18 protein-coding genes and 1 tRNA gene are annotated in these 18,472 nt (G+C 41.2%); 17 read left to right on the top strand and 2 right to left on the bottom strand.

Annotated elements, in window-relative coordinates; genetic code table 11:
* Nucleotides 1–41: 41 nt before the first annotated feature.
* A complete protein-coding gene (locus tag DWW43_RS03735; RefSeq protein ID WP_119962757.1) occupies nucleotides 42–770 on the bottom strand; it encodes an XRE family transcriptional regulator in 729 nt (242 codons plus the stop codon).
* Between the two features lie 344 nt (nucleotides 771–1,114).
* Here DWW43_RS03735 and DWW43_RS03730 point away from each other — a divergent pair, with 344 nt between their 5' ends.
* From DWW43_RS03730 to DWW43_RS03655, 15 genes are all read left to right on the top strand, one after another.
* Entirely contained in the window at nucleotides 1,115–1,327 is a 213-nt protein-coding gene (locus tag DWW43_RS03730; protein WP_119962756.1) for a helix-turn-helix domain-containing protein, read from the top strand.
* A 25-nt stretch (nucleotides 1,328–1,352) separates the two neighbouring features.
* Complete coding sequence (locus DWW43_RS03725) at nucleotides 1,353–1,595, top strand: hypothetical protein (RefSeq protein WP_119962755.1); 243 nt, start codon at nucleotides 1,353–1,355, stop codon at nucleotides 1,593–1,595.
* 163 nt (nucleotides 1,596–1,758) lie between these two features.
* Nucleotides 1,759–1,962, top strand: a complete 204-nt coding sequence (locus DWW43_RS03720) for a hypothetical protein (protein WP_119962775.1) — start codon at nucleotides 1,759–1,761, stop codon at nucleotides 1,960–1,962.
* Nucleotides 1,963–2,631: 669 nt separating this feature from the next.
* Nucleotides 2,632–3,027 carry a hypothetical protein gene (locus DWW43_RS03710; RefSeq protein WP_133302393.1) on the top strand — a complete coding sequence of 132 codons (396 nt, stop codon included), beginning with the start codon at nucleotides 2,632–2,634 and terminating at the stop codon, nucleotides 3,025–3,027.
* Complete coding sequence (locus tag DWW43_RS03705) at nucleotides 3,021–3,215, top strand: hypothetical protein (RefSeq protein WP_008401835.1); 195 nt, start codon at nucleotides 3,021–3,023, stop codon at nucleotides 3,213–3,215. Before DWW43_RS03710 ends, DWW43_RS03705 begins: the two co-directional genes overlap by 7 nt.
* A gap of 64 nt (nucleotides 3,216–3,279) precedes the next feature.
* Complete coding sequence (locus tag DWW43_RS03700; RefSeq protein WP_055223893.1) at nucleotides 3,280–3,708, top strand: recombinase family protein; 429 nt, start codon at nucleotides 3,280–3,282, stop codon at nucleotides 3,706–3,708.
* The gene (locus DWW43_RS03695; protein ID WP_119962752.1) at nucleotides 3,698–4,102 is read left to right on the top strand and encodes a type II toxin-antitoxin system PemK/MazF family toxin; all 405 of its coding nucleotides are present in this window, start codon (nucleotides 3,698–3,700) and stop codon (nucleotides 4,100–4,102) included. The genes DWW43_RS03700 and DWW43_RS03695 overlap by 11 nt, the downstream gene beginning before the upstream one ends.
* Nucleotides 4,077–4,304 (top strand): excisionase, encoded by a 228-nt coding sequence (locus DWW43_RS03690; RefSeq protein ID WP_008401832.1) that lies wholly within the window; start codon nucleotides 4,077–4,079, stop codon nucleotides 4,302–4,304. Before DWW43_RS03695 ends, DWW43_RS03690 begins: the two co-directional genes overlap by 26 nt.
* 126 nt (nucleotides 4,305–4,430) lie before the next feature.
* Nucleotides 4,431–5,570, top strand: coding sequence for a site-specific integrase (locus tag DWW43_RS03685; RefSeq protein ID WP_119962751.1), 1,140 nt, complete (start codon nucleotides 4,431–4,433; stop codon nucleotides 5,568–5,570).
* Between the two features lie 117 nt (nucleotides 5,571–5,687).
* Nucleotides 5,688–6,785, top strand: coding sequence for a redox-regulated ATPase YchF (gene ychF / locus DWW43_RS03680; RefSeq protein ID WP_117807322.1), 1,098 nt, complete (start codon nucleotides 5,688–5,690; stop codon nucleotides 6,783–6,785).
* Between the two features lie 29 nt (nucleotides 6,786–6,814).
* Nucleotides 6,815–7,795, top strand: a complete 981-nt coding sequence (gene lgt / locus DWW43_RS03675; RefSeq protein WP_117807323.1) for a prolipoprotein diacylglyceryl transferase — start codon at nucleotides 6,815–6,817, stop codon at nucleotides 7,793–7,795.
* A gap of 127 nt (nucleotides 7,796–7,922) precedes the next feature.
* A tRNA-Gly gene (locus DWW43_RS03670) sits at nucleotides 7,923–7,994 on the top strand.
* A 455-nt stretch (nucleotides 7,995–8,449) separates the two neighbouring features.
* The gene (locus DWW43_RS03665) at nucleotides 8,450–10,495 is read left to right on the top strand and encodes an LTA synthase family protein (RefSeq protein ID WP_119962750.1); all 2,046 of its coding nucleotides are present in this window, start codon (nucleotides 8,450–8,452) and stop codon (nucleotides 10,493–10,495) included.
* Between the two features lie 172 nt (nucleotides 10,496–10,667).
* On the top strand, nucleotides 10,668–12,119 hold the full coding sequence (gene guaB / locus DWW43_RS03660) for an IMP dehydrogenase (RefSeq protein ID WP_008401827.1): 1,452 nt from the start codon (nucleotides 10,668–10,670) through the stop codon (nucleotides 12,117–12,119).
* Nucleotides 12,120–12,301: 182 nt separating this feature from the next.
* Complete coding sequence (locus tag DWW43_RS03655) at nucleotides 12,302–13,243, top strand: tRNA-dihydrouridine synthase family protein (protein ID WP_243100180.1); 942 nt, start codon at nucleotides 12,302–12,304, stop codon at nucleotides 13,241–13,243.
* Nucleotides 13,244–13,422: 179 nt separating this feature from the next.
* On the opposite strand, the gene DWW43_RS03650 is transcribed toward DWW43_RS03655, so the two are convergent.
* A complete protein-coding gene (locus DWW43_RS03650; protein WP_119962749.1) occupies nucleotides 13,423–14,811 on the bottom strand; it encodes a TrpB-like pyridoxal phosphate-dependent enzyme in 1,389 nt (462 codons plus the stop codon).
* A 962-nt stretch (nucleotides 14,812–15,773) separates the two neighbouring features.
* Here DWW43_RS03650 and aspS point away from each other — a divergent pair.
* Both aspS and DWW43_RS03640 read left to right on the top strand, forming a co-directional pair.
* A complete protein-coding gene (gene aspS, locus DWW43_RS03645) occupies nucleotides 15,774–17,525 on the top strand; it encodes an aspartate--tRNA ligase (RefSeq protein ID WP_021943673.1) in 1,752 nt (583 codons plus the stop codon).
* Between the two features lie 91 nt (nucleotides 17,526–17,616).
* Nucleotides 17,617–18,459: a pyridoxamine kinase gene (locus DWW43_RS03640; RefSeq protein ID WP_119962748.1), complete on the top strand. Its 843-nt coding sequence runs from the start codon at nucleotides 17,617–17,619 to the stop codon at nucleotides 18,457–18,459.
* Nucleotides 18,460–18,472 lie beyond the last annotated feature (13 nt).

The following is an 18,472-nucleotide window of genomic DNA, read 5'->3' as shown; positions in this document are numbered from 1 at the left end:
ATATGTCCAAAATAATGTGCACGAATTTGATGGTTCGCTATTTAGATGGATAAATCTGTGGCGCTGCCGGTTCCTACGACCTTTCCAAATACATCAAAACGATCATTTTCACTGACACGGATGGGTGCATATTTTTTATTTAGTGATACAAGGAAGATACCCTCATTGTCTTCTCGTAGTTTCTTGATATAGGCATCTCCATTCAGGGAGAAAATGCCGATTTCACCATTTTCAACAGTTTCCTGTTTGATTATCCATGCAATGTCTCCATCATGGAACTCTGGTTCCATACTGTCGCCGCTGATCTTTACACCGAAAGAAGTGTTTTCTGGCAGCAGAGCTTCATCTATGTTAAGAGTCCTGCTTGGACCATCTTCAAGGAAGTTTCCAGTACCAGCAGATACTGCATTTTCGTATACCGTGATGGCTCTGCGAAAAGGAATGATCTGACATATGTGCTTTTCGTATTTGCCAGAGGCATGCAAAAGGCTGATATAGTCGATAGCCTTTAGTTTCCCTTCTTCGTTCAATCCATCAAACAGATTATATGGATTGCTTCCAAAGTATGCTTCGTATATATCTTCAATCTGAAGAATCTGACACAGCGACAGGAAGAGTGATATGCCGGGCTCAGTGGCATTCTGCTCCCATTTGGAGACTGCCTTTCTGGTGAGATTAAATCCTTTTGCCTGGAGCTTAGTGGCAAGATCTTCCTGTGATAGTCCTAGTTTTTTCCTATTTTCAGATATGATTTGTCCTATGGAATGCATATTTACGCCTCTTTTCTATTCGGATTTGGTTTCATGTTTCCCGTATAGTATATATCAGAATGAAATATCATGCAAGTGAGAAATCTCCAAATAAGAGCAAATTGGACATATGTGTCAGTTGACAGTCGCTTGATAAGAGCATTATACTGGAGCGCGAAAGAAACACTACATGAGCTATACTATGAGACTGTTATAGTCTGGAAAGGAGGAAGACCATACGGTTTATCCACATGGATACTTTGGATAAGGGCATATTGCTCTACTTAACGGTGTACAAGGTGGCTTTGACACTTTGGCATACGCGATTACTGCCAGATGGCAGGTAAAGGAGGATATTTTAAATTATGTATTATGATTTGAATGAGGAAACGACAGTTGTGTATATGTTTATTTGCAATTTTAACCGGGAACATGGGTATTCTCCGACAGTCAGAGAGATAGGAAAGCATGTAGGACTGAAATCCACATCAAGCGTTCAGGCATATCTTAGAAAACTGGAGGAATGTGGCTATATTGCAAGACTCAAGGACTGCCCACGTACAATTAAGATTTGTTAGTGATGATTGGCAGGAGGTTAAGGCAATGAGTAATAAGGTATATGTAGATGTGCTTGCAGAATTTACCACGGATGGGATTTTGATACCGAGAAGTCTCCGCTGGAAGGACGGAACGGTTTATGAGATACAACGGGTAAACGATATGAGAAGGGCGGCGAGTCTGAAAGCGGGAGGTGTTGGAATGAGGTACACATGTATGATTGATGGCAGAGAAAGTCATCTATATTACGAGGATAATAATTTATGGTTTGTAGAGGGAAGAGCCTGACCTTGATGTATCATGGTCAGTTGGCTTCAAAGATCAGCATTTACCGGGGCATACGAGAGGTATGCGCGGAACTCCCGACAAGTAAGCTTGCAAAGGTGATTCCCTTTTCCTTTTCAAGTACAAAGAGATGGTTTTTGTATTTAGAAAGGAGCTTAACTGTAATATGAATAATAAAGATGTGATTGAGATACGTTGCAGACAATGTAAGAAGCTGATGATGAACTATCATGTGTGCGGAGATGATTCTGCGGTTGCACTTCAAGGTATAGGGGTGAAGTGTGACAGATGTAAACGTGTGATGATTCTGAAGAAATATACTGAGGGTATGTTGATTAGCCGTCTGACAGATGGCGCTTTCAGAATCTGATGTGTGAAAATTGAATAATAGCCCACCTGATACGGGCACATCGGAAGATGGCAGCACCAAAGACGCAGGGGAAAGCAACCAGACTGGATCTGGCTTTCTCTTAGCGCCTTTTTTTATGCAAGTGTGGCGATTCTTATTTTGAATATGAAAAACAATCCGTTTCTGGTTGCCAGAACGACGATCAGAAAGGATGTAGAAAATGAATAAAGAAGCAAATGCAGAAGAAAAGCAGATGATGATGATGGAGGTTGGACAGAGGATATAGGATATCCGTATTGAAAATGAGATGACAGGGGCACAGCTTGGAGCCTGTCTTGGAATAAATGGGAACCAGGTGTCTCGGATTGAAACAGGAGTTGCCAGATGTTCTATTTATCAGCTTGTTTTGATATGCCAGGAGTTTGGCTGTTCCGCTGATTACCTTCTATTTGGTAAGAAGAATACTGGCATGTCCAAGGAGCAGACGGAGCTTATTACCAGATTGTATGAGAGTATACAGAATCGTCCTTGAAAGATGAAATGATGAAGAAGGTTCACTTTTGCAGGGAGTACTTTGAAAGAGCAGGTACAGTATGATAAATGCATACCAGACAGGACGCTGACTGGAACAAAAAGCGATATGAGTGCACAAATATCGGTTTCAAATTCTACAGAAAGAAGGAAAGCGATATGCAATTTACAAGAAGTAATGTGAATGAGTTTAAGAGAGAGCATGAAGTGATGGGAGTTGGCTTTATCAAGTCCAGAAAGAGTGTTGATAAGATCATGGATATGGCAGCAGATATGCTGGATAAGGCAAAGAGTGTAGAACTGCCGATTGTGGAAATTATCGTTGATGAAGGGGCTTCGGATGATATTGACCGTGATAAGGTGACAAGCCTTTGTGAGTGGATGGAAAAGGATTATGTCAAAGTGATTTTCGTCAGGGAGATAAATGATATCACAAAGGATAGAGATGATCTGGAGGCATTTCTTCTGAAAGCCGGGGATCTGGATGTGATGGTGTATGTGCTGAACACTGGAGTTCAGGTGAAAGCAGAACCTGATAACGGAGCAGGATGTTAGAAACAGATCAGAAAGCTTCAGAACCCGTTACTGAGAATCTGATAGGTATCAGGTTTACTATCACAGATTATGGAACGATTGTGAGAGCCGGTGATGGTTCTGTGATTGGAATATATCCGACAGAGGATGAGGCATTAGAAGATGTTCGCGAACGGTGTATGGGCGTATTGAGTTCCACGAAAACTTGACACGCAGCATCAACATTTGAAGAAGATAGATTTTGAAAGAAATTTCATTATATAGGAGTACGAGATGAGAAGAAAAGGCAGAAATAAGAAACCACTGATGACAAATCCAACAAGATGTATTGTTATTTTGTCATCAGATGAGCAGCACAATGAAATAAAAGCTGAAGAGGCAGAGAACAGGCAGTTGAACAGAATCAGGGAATTTACAAAACAGAATAATCTTATCCCAGTGGCGATTGTCAGACGTGGAATAATGGGACGAGTGGTTTATAATCGCTACTTCAGTGGTGCAATAGAGTGTATGAGGCAGGGAAAGGCTGAAGCTGTTGTATGCGTAAATATGGATACAATTTCTTATGGAATAGCAGATGCATATTACAGAGTTGGACTTATTAAGGAGGCAGGCTTTCGTATATTTACAGTAGATGAGAAGGAGCCGATGATGCACCTGTATATGCCACCAAAGAAGGGGGTGTTCACAGATGAAGATTAGAAGAAATATGGTGATATGGGCAGAACTAAAAAATCAGGGTAAGTGTGTGCAGACAGGAATCAGACCTTGTGTAGTTATTAGCAACAATACAGCCAATGCACATTCACCGGTATTTACTGTAATCCCTGGAACAACGCAGGATAAGAAGAAGGATTTTCCGGTACATGTGAAGGTCACAGCTAAGGATGTGAATGGAAGGCTTTACAAGGATACGTTTTTTATGGGAGAGCAGATGTGTACGCTAGGAGAGCGTCAGATCATAAATGTACTTGGTGAGATAAAGGATGAGGGTGTCATTCAGCAGATCAATGAGGTCATTGTGAGGGAATTGGCGTTGGATAATGAAAATTTGAATAGGGGGGAACAGAATGTGCTTGATAACGGACAACAGTAAAGAAGTGCAGGGACAGGTGCCTATTTATCAGAAAGTAACGCTCACAATAAAAGAGGCGGCAGAATATTCCAATATAGGAATAAATAGAATTGAAAGCTTGCTTAGAGCACCAAGATGTCCGTTTGTGTTATATGTAGGAAAAAAGAAACTGGTGAAACGGAAGGAGTTTGAGAAGTTTATATCCGAGAATATTGAAATATAATAGAGCATTTTTTCGTTTACTCATGAGTAGATTGTGAACACATATGTATGGTAAATATTGAAATACAAGCCTCAATGTAGTATACTTATTCTGCTATTTTGGGGCTTCTTGTGGAAAGAAGCCAGAATGGGAAAAAGCTTAAAAGGTAAGGAACTGGGTGTCGGAATTTCTCAGCAGACGAATGGCCTTTATGTGGCTAGATTTACTGATAGATTTGGACGAAGGAAATCTAAACGTTTTAAGAAACTGCAGGAATGCAGACAATGGATAGCAAATGCAACATATATTGATGAACATAGTGATTTAGAGAATGTTACAGACATGCTTGTGGATGCGTGGTTTGAATATTGGATCGATCTAAAGAAAAAGACAGTGAGACCCAATACGGTTCGTAATTATTCCGAACGTTATGAAAGAAATATCAAGAACGTGATAGGGAATAAACTTCTTACAGAAGTGAAACCGATACATTGTCAGAAAATATTTTCAGATATGGCGGATGAAGGATATAAGACGACAACCATTTATCAGACTAGAATTGCATTGTATAACATGTTAGAGTTTGCAAAGGAAAACGAAGTTATAATAACAAATCCTTGTAAGAAATCGGTGAAGAGTGATATTGGCAAGCCATCAGATAAAAAAGAGGCTCTTACAATTGATGATCAAAGGTGTTTCCTTGCGGCAGCTAAAGGACAGAGTTATGAGTATCAGTATAGATTTGCGTTGCAGACGGGACTTAGAACAGGAGAGCTTGTTGGTCTAAAGTGGGAAGATATTAATTTTGAAAGGAAGACTCTTACAATCGAAAGATCAATGGAGTTTAGGTACAAAGTTGGTGAGTGGAGAGTTGGACCGCCTAAAAGCAAGTCTGGATACAGGACAATACCACTTACGGACGAAGCAATTTGTATTCTTAAGGCTCAAAAAGAAAAGAACAGAAAAATCAAAGTGATAGATAAAGAGAGGGCTGATACAGTGTTCCTTTGCAGAAAGGGGCAACCTGTAAAAAATAGCACTTATGATACAGCTTTATTTAAAATTTGCGATAAAGCAGGAATCAAGCGTTTTTCGATGCATGTATTAAGATATACTTTTGCAACTAGATGTATTGAAGGTGGAATGATGCCAAAAACCTTACAGAAAATATTGGGACACTCTAATATTGGTATCACTATGAATTTGTATGTTCATATAACCGAAGAAGAAAAACAAAAAGAAATAGACCTTGTGGCAGAGGCTTTGAAGGCAGGTGTTGCAATATGAAAATTCATGTATTTTCATGCGAATATAACAAGATTGGTACACTAATTGGTACACCAGCGAAATACGAAGCCTGCAAAGCCGCATAAAATCAAGGTTTTTAAGGAGGAAATATATAAAATGAAATTAGGCATAGTTGGACTTCCCAATGTTGGAAAAAGTACATTATTTAACTCTCTGACAAAAGCAGGTGCAGAATCAGCAAACTATCCATTCTGTACCATCGACCCAAATGTAGGTGTCGTTGCAGTACCGGATGAGAGGTTAGACAAGCTGACAGAGATGTATCACTCAGCAAAGACCACTCCTGCAGTTATTGAATTCGTAGATATCGCAGGACTCGTAAAGGGCGCATCCAAAGGCGAAGGTCTGGGAAACCAGTTCCTTGCAAATATCAGAGAGGTAGATGCGATCGTTCATGTTGTCAGATGCTTTGAAGATACAAATGTTATTCATGTAGATGGTTCGGTTGATCCGATCCGTGATATTGAAACGATTAATCTGGAGCTGATCTTTTCCGATATCGAAGTTCTGGATCGTAGAATAGCAAAGACGATACGAGGTGCAAGAAATGATAAGATGCTTGCAAAGGAGCTGGATTTCCAGCAGCGTATCAAAGCGCATTTGGAGGAAGGCAAGCTTGCAAAGACTCTTGAAGTAACAGATGAGGACGAACAGGGTTGGATCGAGGAATACAACCTTCTTACATGGAAACCGGTTATTTTCGCAGCAAATGTAAGCGAAGACGATGTAGCAGATGATGGAGCATCAAATGAGCATGTTCAGAAAGTAAAAGAATATGCAAAAGAATTTGATTCAGAAGTATTTGTTGTCTGTGCACAGATCGAGCAGGAGCTGGCAGAACTGGATGACGAAGAAAAGAAAATGTTTTTGGAAGATCTTGGAGTAAAAGAATCCGGTCTTGATAAACTGATAAAGGCAAGCTATTCACTGCTTGGACTGATCAGTTATCTGACAGCCGGTGAGACAGAATCCAGAGCATGGACGATCAAGAAGGGAACAAAAGCGCCGGGAGCAGCCGGCAAGATCCATTCTGATTTTGAGCGTGGATTCATCAAGGCAGAGGTTGTAAGCTATAAAGATCTTATGGAATGTGGCAATATGGTAGCTGCCAAAGAAAAAGGTCTGGTAAGACAGGAAGGTAAAGAATATGTGGTAGAGGACGGAGATGTCATCCTCTTTAAGTTCAATGTATAAAACAGCTTCCTTTAGGAGATAACAAAAAAATGGAAACAATTTCAGAATATTTTAACAGTATTATCTTTCCGCATTTGGGAATCTTCCTGAAGCATGTAGGTGATCATATATCCATTGGCAGCTTTGAGATCCGGTTTTATGGTATCATCATTATGTGTGGATTTATCCTTGCCTACTTCCTTGTGACAAATGAAGCGAAACGAACAGGACAGGATCCGGAAATGTATCTGGACTTTATCCTGATCCTGATCATTCCGGTAATCTTAGGCGCAAGAATTTATTATATATTGTTCCGACTGGATCAGTATATAGTGGCGGGAAATGTAAAAGAAACCATCCTTGGTATGTTAAATATCAGAGGTGGCGGACTTGCAATCTATGGTGGTGTAATTGCTGGTATTATTACCGGATGCATCTTTGCGAAGAAGCGGAAGGTAAATGTGCTTCGGCTTGCCGACACAGCAACGTTTGGTCTGCTGATCGGACAGATCCTTGGACGCTGGGGCAATTTCTTCAACAGGGAGGCGTTTGGTGCGTATACAGATTCTGTATTTGCGATGGGAATCCCTCTTGATTATTACAGACATGAAGGAACACTAAACAGTCTGATCAACAGTGGAGTGATCTCAGATACTATGCTTGCAAATACACAGACACTTCATGGTATGGAATGTATAACAGTACATCCTACGTTCCTGTATGAGTCACTCTGGAATCTGATGTTGCTGATCTTTCTTCTTATATATAGAAAGCATCAGAAGTTTACAGGTGAATTCGCATTTATCTATGTAGCAGGCTATGGCCTTGGAAGATGTATCATTGAAGGACTTCGTACAGATTCCTTAATGATTGGCAATTCCGGTATCCGTGTATCACAGCTTCTTGGATTTGCATGCTTTTTAGTTGGTGCAGTTGTGCTCATCGTTGGCTATGTTCGCAGAGCAAAAGGGCAGTTGCAGACCATTGAAAATGAGTCTGTTCAAGCACCTTCAGAGGATGAAAACAACTAGGCTCAATGCGGTAATTCATTGCGTGAAAAAAATATTTAAAAAAGTTGAAAAAAGTTGTTGACAGAAACAACGTCTTATGATAACATATCCATTGTTGTGAGGCAAATAAATCACAACAATGGAAAATGCGCGAGTGGCTCAGCGGTGGAGCACCTCCTTGCCAAGGAGGGGGTCGCGGGTTCGATCCCCGTCTCGCGCTCTTATTATTTTATAGGAAGTCTTATTTAAGACTTCCTATTTTTATGTAGCAAAGGTTTTGAAACCAACCATATGAGCCACTGCCATTTATCAGAAAAACAGTAGCATAGACGACTGACTTTCGATGACCCGATGCTGGAACGCCGGGCTTCTTCTTAATAATCCTAAAGAAGATTTAATAATTGTTTTATTGTAGTTTCCTTCGAAATATGATATTTTCCCATCATATAAAGCATTCCCAAAGATATAGATAGAAGAAAAGTAAGTAAAAATTACGCAAAAAATGAAAAAATGAGGTAATTATTTGTAAAATTTGCGGATTGAATAAAAAGAAAGGAATGCTATAATGAAACCGATTTAATCTTATTCTGAAATTACCGGTTTATGAATAAGATAACAGGATTGCATTAAGTATTTGGTTAGTGGTTGCCGAATCACGGCAGAATGGAGTTTTAGATGAAAGACAAATTGAAGAAATTGTGTAGTACAGCTATATTCCAGTGTGTTGCGATTGCAATTGTGCTGGATATTATTTTGGAGATATTGGGAAGACACTCATTTATCAATACGATGAAATATATTGTGAATGAACCATTGGTGTTTCTGTATAACTGTTCCATTATCTTTTTTACTTTGACATTGGCACTGCTGATGCGTAAGAGAGTGTTTGGTTATGGTATTATTTCATTTGCATGGCTGCTTTGTGGTGTAACGAACTGTATTGTTTTAGGTTTTCGTATCACTCCGTTTTCAGCGATCGATATGCTGATGGCGAGAAATACGATCACTATCATTGATAAGTATTTCTCAGTATGGCAGATTGTATTCATCGGTGTAGCGTTATTTGTTGCACTGGCAGCGGTTATCATATTGTTCTTAAAGTCCCCGACAATCCAGGGAAATATTTACAGGATCCGTACAACGGTTCTGATCGTTGCATCTTTCTGTATGGTTATGCTGTTTACAAAGATTGCATTAAATGCACAGGCAATCTCGGATAACTTTGCAAATCTGGCAACAGCATACGATAAATATGGTTTTGTATATTGCTTTTCAAACAGTGTAGTGGATGTCGGAATCAGTGAGCCGTCAGATTACAGTGAAGAAAAGATGCTTGAGATCAAGGATGATCTGGATACGGTGAAAGCTTCGGGAGCAAAATTTGCAAAGAGAAAGCCAAACGTAATTGTAGTTCAGTTGGAATCCTTCATGGATCCATCATATGTAAAAGAATTATCTTTTAATATGAATCCGATTCCGAATTTCACAAAATTAAAAGAAGAATGTTCGTCAGGTTTCCTTACGATGCCTGCAATCGGAGCGGGAACGGCAAATTCGGAATTTGAGGTGCTTTCCGGATTTGATGTGGCATACTTCGGTGCCGGTGAATATCCATATAAGACGGTACTTGGAAGTACAACCTGTGAGACGATGGCGACACAGTTTAAAAAGCTTGGTTATTCTACTCATGCGATGCATAACCATGACGGTACATTCTATGACCGTTATGTCGTATACAAGAATCTTGGCTTTGATACATTTACCCCTATGGAATACATGTATGACGTAGAGCATACCCAGAAAAACTGGGAAAAGGATAATGTACTGACCGGAGAGATCATGAAGACCCTGAAATCTACAGAGGACAAGGATTTTATCTTCACGGTCAGCGTTCAGGGACATGGAAGATATCCGAGTGAATTAGATTATGAGAATTATTCCTATCCGGTAAAAGTAACAGGTACGGGAAGTGAAGAACTGGACAATGAATGGACATATTATTGCAATCAGCTTCATGAGATGGATGAATTTATCAAGGATTTAATTGAAGAACTGAAGAATTATGATGAAGATGTAGTACTGGTAATGTATGGTGATCATTTACCGGGATTTGAACTGACAAATGATGACGTAGAGAATGGAAATTTGTACCAGACGGAATATTTCATATGGAGCAATATGAAGCATTTCATTGATAAAGATGAAGACATTCCGGCTTATGATCTGAGTACGAAGCTGTTTGATGTGATCGGACTTGAAAAGAGTGCCATGCAGAAGGTGCATACACTTTACAGCGAAGATGATCCTGAATACAGCGATGTAATGTGGAATGTAGAATATGATATGTTATACGGTAAGCGATATATGTATCCGGATGGCTGGCCATATGAGCCTACCGATATGCAGTATGGTGTAGAACCAATCTATATTACGGATATAAAAGAAGGCGATTATCAGAAATTGTCCGATGACCCGGAGAAAGCGCCGGAGCAGCTCCATGGATATTATATCAAGGGTGAGAATTTCAATGAATGCAGTTTTGTTTGGATCAACAACGGATTCAAGAAGGAAACAATCTATATAGACCGGAATACTCTGTTTATTCCTGATATCACGTTTGACGATGGTGAGGAAGTCTATGTTGCTCAGGTTGGTGATGACAGCATTGATATCGGAAAGTCGGAAGCGTTTATTTATCAGGCTCCGGTAGCAGAAAATTAAAGATAACTGATAATTCCTCATAAAAAAGAAATTTTTTGGTAATAAATAATCTTGACATTAAATAGGTTATTTGATAGCATAGCATCATATATTTTGGATATAACAGGAGCGTTCGTTTGAATGCTCCTGTTATATCAACTTACAAATAAAAAAAAGAAAGTGAGAGAAAAAAATGGGTAAGATCATAGGCGAAGGAATTACATTTGATGACGTATTATTAGTACCTGCATATTCTGAGGTGCTTCCAAATGACGTGGATTTAACAACTAACTTAACAAAGAAAATACAGCTTCAGATTCCTCTTATGAGTGCCGGTATGGATACCGTAACAGAGCACAGAATGGCTATCGCTATGGCTCGTCAGGGTGGTATCGGTGTTATTCACAAAAATATGTCAATCGAGGAGCAGGCAGAGGAAGTAGATAAGGTTAAGCGTTCTGAGAATGGTGTAATTTCTGACCCATTTTATTTATCTCCTGAGCATACACTTGCCGATGCAAATGCACTTATGGCAAAGTTCAGAATTTCAGGTGTGCCTATCACAGAGGATGGCAAATTAGTCGGTATCATTACAAACCGTGACCTGATGTTTGAAGAAGATTATTCCAAGAAGATCAGCGAGTCAATGACTTCAGAAGGTCTGATCACAGCAAAGGAAGGCATTACATTACCGGAAGCAAAGAAGATTCTTGCAAAGGCTCGCAAAGAAAAGCTTCCGATCGTTGACGATGATTTCAGATTAAAAGGACTTATCACAATTAAGGATATTGAAAAGACGATCAAATATCCACATTCTGCTAAGGATCCACAGGGAAGACTTCTCTGTGCAGCAGCCGTTGGATGTACAGCAAATATTCTGGATCGTGTTGCTGAACTTGTATCAGCAAAGGTTGATGCGATCGTTATTGATACAGCACATGGACATTCAGCAAACGTACTTCGTACTTTCAAGATGGTAAAGGAGAAGTATCCGGATCTTCAGGTTATCGCCGGTAACGTAGCTACTAAGGCCGGTACACAGGCAATGATCGATATGGGCGTAGATGCAGTTAAGATCGGTATCGGACCTGGTTCTATCTGTACAACCCGTGTTGTTGCAGGTATCGGTGTACCACAGATCACAGCTATTATGGAAGCATATGATGCAGCTATGAATGCAGGTATTCCTGTTATCGCTGATGGTGGTATCAAGTACTCAGGAGATATCACAAAGGCAATTGCAGCAGGTGCAAATGTATGTATGATGGGTAGCTTATTTGCAGGTACAGATGAAGCTCCTGGTGACTTCGAATTATATCAGGGACGTAAGTACAAGGTATACAGAGGTATGGGTTCTATCGCAGCTATGGAGAATGGAAGCAAGGACAGATACTTCCAGGAGAATGCAAAGAAGCTTGTTCCGGAAGGTGTAGAAGGACGTGTTGCATACAAGGGTTCTGTTGAAGATACTGTATTCCAGTTGATCGGCGGACTTCGTTCCGGTATGGGATACTGTGGTGCTCATAATATTCCTGAATTACATGAGAAAGCAGAGTTTGTTAAGATCTCAGCAGCATCATTAAAAGAGAGTCATCCACATGATATTCATATCACAAAGGAAGCTCCAAACTACAGCGTAGAGTAATAAAAGTATTTAATAGAAATATAAGTTAGAATATAGCCGGTGAGAATATGCAGATAACATATATCACTGGCTATATTTGAGTACTGAGTTTGGCGACTGCTGTGATGACATAAAAGTATAAGAAGTCTGTGTCTGCGATTATCATGATGACATATGTTTTAATAATTGGAAGGAGAATTAAGATGCTCTATCTGGCACCTTTAGAGGGGATAACCGGATATATATACAGAAATGCATACCAGAAATATTTTGGAGGAATCGATCGGTATTTTACGCCTTTTATAGCTCCTGCAAAGGGGAAACCATTCAGACATCGTGAGCTGGCGGATGTTCGCCCTGAACATAATACGGGCATAATGGTGATCCCACAGATTCTGACGAATCATTCAGAAGGCTTTATAAAAGCGGCAAAAGCTTTAACTGATATGGGATATGATGAGATCAATATAAACATGGGTTGTCCTTCCGGTACGGTTGTTTCAAAAGGAAAAGGTTCAGGGATGTTGGCAGATCCCACAAAGCTGGACCATTTCCTTGAGGAGATATTTGCAGCCGATATCTGCAAAATATCGGTAAAGACCAGACTGGGAATGGAATTTGCAGATGAATTCCCGGATATACTGGATGTATTAATGAAATATCCATTTACCGAAGTGATCATTCATCCAAGAACCAGAGAAGATTATTATGGTGGCAGCGTAGATCTTGCTATGTTCGATCTGGCAGTAGAACGATACGGAGAGCAGACAGAAAGTGTCCTTTGCTATAATGGTGATATTACCGATGCAGCCGGCTATAAAAATATTCAGAAACGATATCCACAGGTTGATAAGATCATGATCGGACGTGGAATCATAGGAAATCCGTTTCTTCCACAGGAGATTGCAGAACAGAGGTGCTGCTATAACGCAGGAATCCTTCTGGCATTCCACGATGAACTGTTTGCCGGTTATATGGAAGCAGGGCTTGGGGCGAGAAATGTCATGTTTAAGATGAAAGAGTTGTGGTCGTTTATGGAATGTCTTTTTGAAGCTCCCGACCAGCAGAAGATATTAAAAAAGATCCGCAAAGCCAACGATCCGGATACCTACAACACCGAAGTCCGGAAGCTGTTGCAAACATAGCCTATAAGTTGAATACTAGAAAAAGGAAGCTGACAATACTATTATGGAGCAAGCCTTTTCGAATGTCGATACTTAGTGAGCCACGAAGTGGAGAACTTTAGTACCGCTACATGAGAAATAGAGCGAAAGCGTCTTGCGTAATAATATGTATTGCCAGCTTCCTTTTTTATAGGGGAAGTTTAGAATTCATTTCCAGGAAAATGAGGGATTCCGTCAAAACCTGCCTTCAGATCTTCGTCGGTAGGAATATAATCGCTCATCTCACCATCGTTATATTTGCCATAAGCCACCATATCAAAGTAGCCGGTTCCGGTCAGACCAAAGACGATCGTCTTTTCTTCGCCGGTTTCTTTACATTTCAGTGCCTCGTCGATAGCGACACGGATCGCGTGGCTGCTTTCAGGAGCAGGAAGAATACCTTCCACTCTTGCAAATTGGGTTGCTGCTTCAAATACTGCCGTCTGTTCAACGCTTCTGGCTTCGATGATGCCATCATGATAGAGTTGGGATACAACAGGGCTCATACCGTGATAACGAAGTCCGCCTGCATGGTTTGGTGAAGGAATGAATCCGCTTCCGAGGGTGTACATCTTTGCCAGTGGACATACCTTGCCGGTATCACAGAAATCATAGGCATAGACACCTCTTGTCAGACTTGGGCAGGATGCCGGTTCTACAGCAATGATCCGGTAGTTCTTTTCACCACGGAGAACCTCGCCTGCAAATGGGGAGATCAGACCACCGAGGTTTGAACCGCCACCGGCACATCCGATGATGATATCCGGTGTGATGTTATATTTGTCAAGTGCTGCTTTTGTTTCAAGACCGATAACAGTCTGGTGAAGTAATACCTGATTCAGTACACTTCCGAGTACATAACGATAGCCTTCCTGCTTGGACTCTGCTTCAACAGCTTCTGAGATGGCACAGCCAAGGCTTCCGGTTGTTCCAGGATGCTCAGCAAGGATCTTACGGCCAACCTCTGTTGTGGTACTAGGAGATGGAGTTACGGTTGCACCGTAGGTACGCATAACTTCACGACGGAATGGCTTCTGTTCATAGGAAACCTTAACCATATATACCTGACAGTCCAGACCAAAGTAGGAGCATGCCATAGAGAGGGCGGTTCCCCACTGACCGGCACCGGTCTCGGTTGTAACACCCTTTAAACCCTGCTGCTTAGCATAATAAGCCTGAGCGATAGCGGAGTTTAATTTGTGGCTGCCGCTTGTGTTGTTTCCTTCAAATTTGTAGTAGATCTTAGCTGGTGTCTGCAGTTTTTCTTCCAGACAGTATGCACGAACCAGTGGAGCAGGACGGTACATTTTATAGAAGTCCTGAATTTCCTGTGGAATCGGGATGTATGGAGTGGTGTCATCCAGCTCCTGCGCGATCAGTTCGTCACAGAATACAGGACGAAGATCATCGGCTGTCATTGGCTGAAGTGTTCCCGGATTTAACAGAGGTGCCGGCTTGTTCTTCATATCGGCACGTACGTTATACCACTCTTTTGGGATCTCGTTTTCACTTAAATAGATTTTGTAAGGAATGTTTGCATCTTTTTTCATAATCATAACCCTCCAATGCTTGATTCATTTGTATAAATAGTTTAAGTTATCCCGGTTATCTTTGATGGGATATATAAATATGTTCCGGGGAATTTTATAATGTCATGCATTTTGCAAAATCATCATCCTTGTGGGCAAAGAATTTTGCATGGATTTGTGATAGATATTAAGACATAAAAAAACTGCCCCAGTATAAAAATGCTGGGACAGGAGATTGTTCATTAGAAACTGTTTCCTGCGGTGCCACCCGGCTTGACGTATCAGATACGCCCGCTCATTGTCTGCAAATACATACATTACAGATATCTCGTTCTTAACGGAGTATCATCTCCGGCTTACATACAGAATGCATATACAGGGATCGTACCACATCGTTCAGCTTGCCCTCGGGAGTCCATTCCATCATGGAAAACATACTGCCTTCCACCGGCGGCAGCTCTCTGGGATGTTTGTCACATCATGTACTTACTCTCCTTCAACGGTTTAAAGCAATACTAGCATAATTGTTTTTATGTGGCAAGTATTTTTTTTTGAATGGGGTTGTATTTTTAAGAAAAGTCCGTTGACAAGCCATTTTCCCTGCTATATAATTGACACATTGAAAAGGCGAAGACGGAGAGAAGTAGCGCTTTTTATCGCTCCCAGAGAGCCGGCGGTGGTGAGAATCCGGCAGAATGAATAAGCGTGAATAACACTCTAACAGCTGCAAGCTGAACCCGTGAAGAAGACATTTGCAGAGATGACCGGAAAATGCGAGATGGTTGTTCTGCGAAATGGATCTCACAGTAGTAGGTGCGCCGCAATTGTGCGTGAAACAAGGAAAGGGACTGTCAGATAAGAGACAGTAAATCAGGTGGTACCGCGGATATGAATTATGTTCGTCCTGGATGCAGGGCAGGCATAGTTCTTTTTTTATGCAACCTGTGAAATATAAAAATCAGTCAAAGGAGATAATGCAGACAATGACCATTTCAAACATTTATCGTAACAGAACCTTAAATGAGATCAGCGAAGGCGACGTTGGCGCAGAGCTGAAGGTGGCAGGATGGATCGAGAACATCCGTGACCATGGTGGTGTATCCTTCATCGACCTGAGAGATATGTATGGTGTTCTTCAGGTAGTTATGAGAGACACTTCATTATTAGATGGACTTACAAAAGAGGATTGTGTATCCATCTCAGGTGTGATCGAGCACAGAGATGAGGAGACATACAATCCAAAGATCCCGACAGGAACGATCGAACTGGAGGCACATTCCGTAGAAGTGCTTGGAAGAGTATACAAGCAGGTTCCGTTTGAGATCATGACATCCAAGGAGACAAGAGAAGATGTCCGACTCAAATACAGATATCTGGATCTTAGAAATAAAAAAGTAAAGGATAATATGATCTTCCGTTCACAGGTGATCAGCTTCCTTCGTCAGAAGATGACAGAGATGGGATTCTTAGAGATCCAGACACCGATTCTGTGTGCTTCATCACCGGAAGGTGCAAGAGACTATATTGTTCCATCCAGAAAATTTAAAGGCAAGTTCTATGCTCTGCCACAGGCTCCACAGCAGTACAAGCAGCTTCTGATGGTTGCAGGATTTGACAAATATTTCCAGATCGCACCATGCTTCCGTGACGAGGATGCAAGAGCAGACCGTTCACCGGGTGAGTTCTATCAGCTCGATTTTGAGATGAGCTTTGCAACACAGGAAGATGTATTTAAAGTAGGAGAGGAAGTTCTCTCAGCAACATTTGAGAAATTCGCACCGGAAGGCTCTGTTGTAACACAGGCTCCTTATCCGATCATCAGCTATAAGCAGGCAATGTTAGAATTCGGTACGGATAAGCCGGATCTTCGTAATCCGCTTCGTATCATTGATCTGACAGATTTCTTCCAGAGATGTACATTTAAGCCATTCCATGGCAAGACTGTACGTGCGATCAATGTACCGAAGAAACTGTCAAAGGGACAGCATGAGAAGCTCTTAAAGTATGCTCAGTCTATCGGTATGGGAGGTCTTGGATATCTGGAAGTTCTGGACGATATGACATACAAGGGACCGATCGATAAGTTCATTCCGGATGATATGAAGAGTGAGATCGCAGAGCTTGCAAATCTGAAAGCAGGTGATACTATTTTCTTCATTGCCGATGTAGAAGAACTGGCAGCTTCCTTTGCAGGACAGCTTCGTAATGAGATCGGTGCAAGACTTGATATGATCGAGAAGAATGCATACAGATTCTGCTATATTAACGATTTCCCTATGTACGAGTACGATAAGGAAACAAAGAAGATCATCTTTACACATAATCCGTTCTCCATGCCACAGGGTGGTCTGGAAGCTTTAAATGAGAAGAATCCGTTAGATGTTCTGGCATACCAGTATGATATCGTATGTAATGGTATCGAGCTTTCATCCGGTGCTGTCAGAAATCACGACATGCAGATCATGGTAAAAGCATTTGAGATCGCAGGATACACAGAAGAAGATCTGAAGACAAAGTTTGGAGCACTTTACAATGCATTCCAGTTCGGTGCACCACCACATGCCGGTATGGCTCCCGGTGTTGATCGTATGATTATGCTCCTTCGTAATGAAGAAAATATTCGTGAGATCATTCCGTTCCCTATGAACGGAAATGCACAGGATCTGATGTGTGGCGCCCCTGGTGAGGTTACAGAACAGCAGCTCCGTGAGGTTCATATCAAGGTAAGACAGTAACAGAGAAAATCAGGTATTTATGTATAGATTACCGGATAGAAGATTATTTTGATATACACCCAAGATTTTATGTTAGAAAGGTGCATAAGATATGCAGGGCTCGCATAATAACCAGAAAAAGATAGCAGTTATAAATGATTACTCAGGATTTGGACGCTGCTCTATAGCAGTAGCAATGCCGATCATTTCTGTAATGAAGGTTCAGTGCTGTCCGGTTCCGACGTCGATTTTTTCCAATCATACGGGGTTTGACAGCTTCTATTATGAAGATTTTACAGATCATATGCAGAGGTATATCGATGAATGGAAGAAGCTGGATCTGCAGTTTTCCGGTGTCTGTACCGGATTCCTGGGTTCCAGTGAGCAGATCAGTATAGTGGAACGGTTTCTTACGGATTTTAAAAGACCGGAGACAAAGGTGATCGTGGATCCGGTAATGGGCGACTATGGCAAACCATATCCGACCTATACAGACGAACTGTGCCAGCAGATGAAAAAGCTGGTGCGGTTTGCTGATATCCTTACTCCAAATACCACAGAGGCATGTGTTCTGACGGATACACCATATAAGGATGACTGGCATATGGATGAATTGAAAGTTATGGCGGAGAAGCTGGCAGCACAGTCAGAGAGCAGACAGGCAAAAGTTGTGATAACAGGAATCAGGCGGGGAAGCTTCCTTGCTAACTTCTGCTATGAAAATGAAAAAGTAACCGTTGTGAAGACAAAGAAGATCGGAGAGTCGCGCTCCGGTACCGGAGATGTCTTTTCAGCGATTCTTGCGGCGGATGCCGTAAATAATGTAGATTTTACAGAATCAGTTAAGAAGGCAAGTGTATTTATTAAAGAATGTATCAAACGTTCCGTTGAGATGGAGCTTCCATTGACCGATGGAGTGTGTTTTGAGGAATGTCTGTACAAGCTTGCCAGATAACAGGAGGCGAATA

The sequence above is a fragment of the Clostridium sp. AF15-41 genome (genome assembly GCF_003604095.1).
Classification (GTDB): Bacteria; Bacillota; Clostridia; order Lachnospirales; family Lachnospiraceae; genus Coprococcus.
The sequence above is the reverse complement of the archived record's forward strand: the minus strand, read 5'-3'. Positions and strand labels throughout refer to the sequence as shown.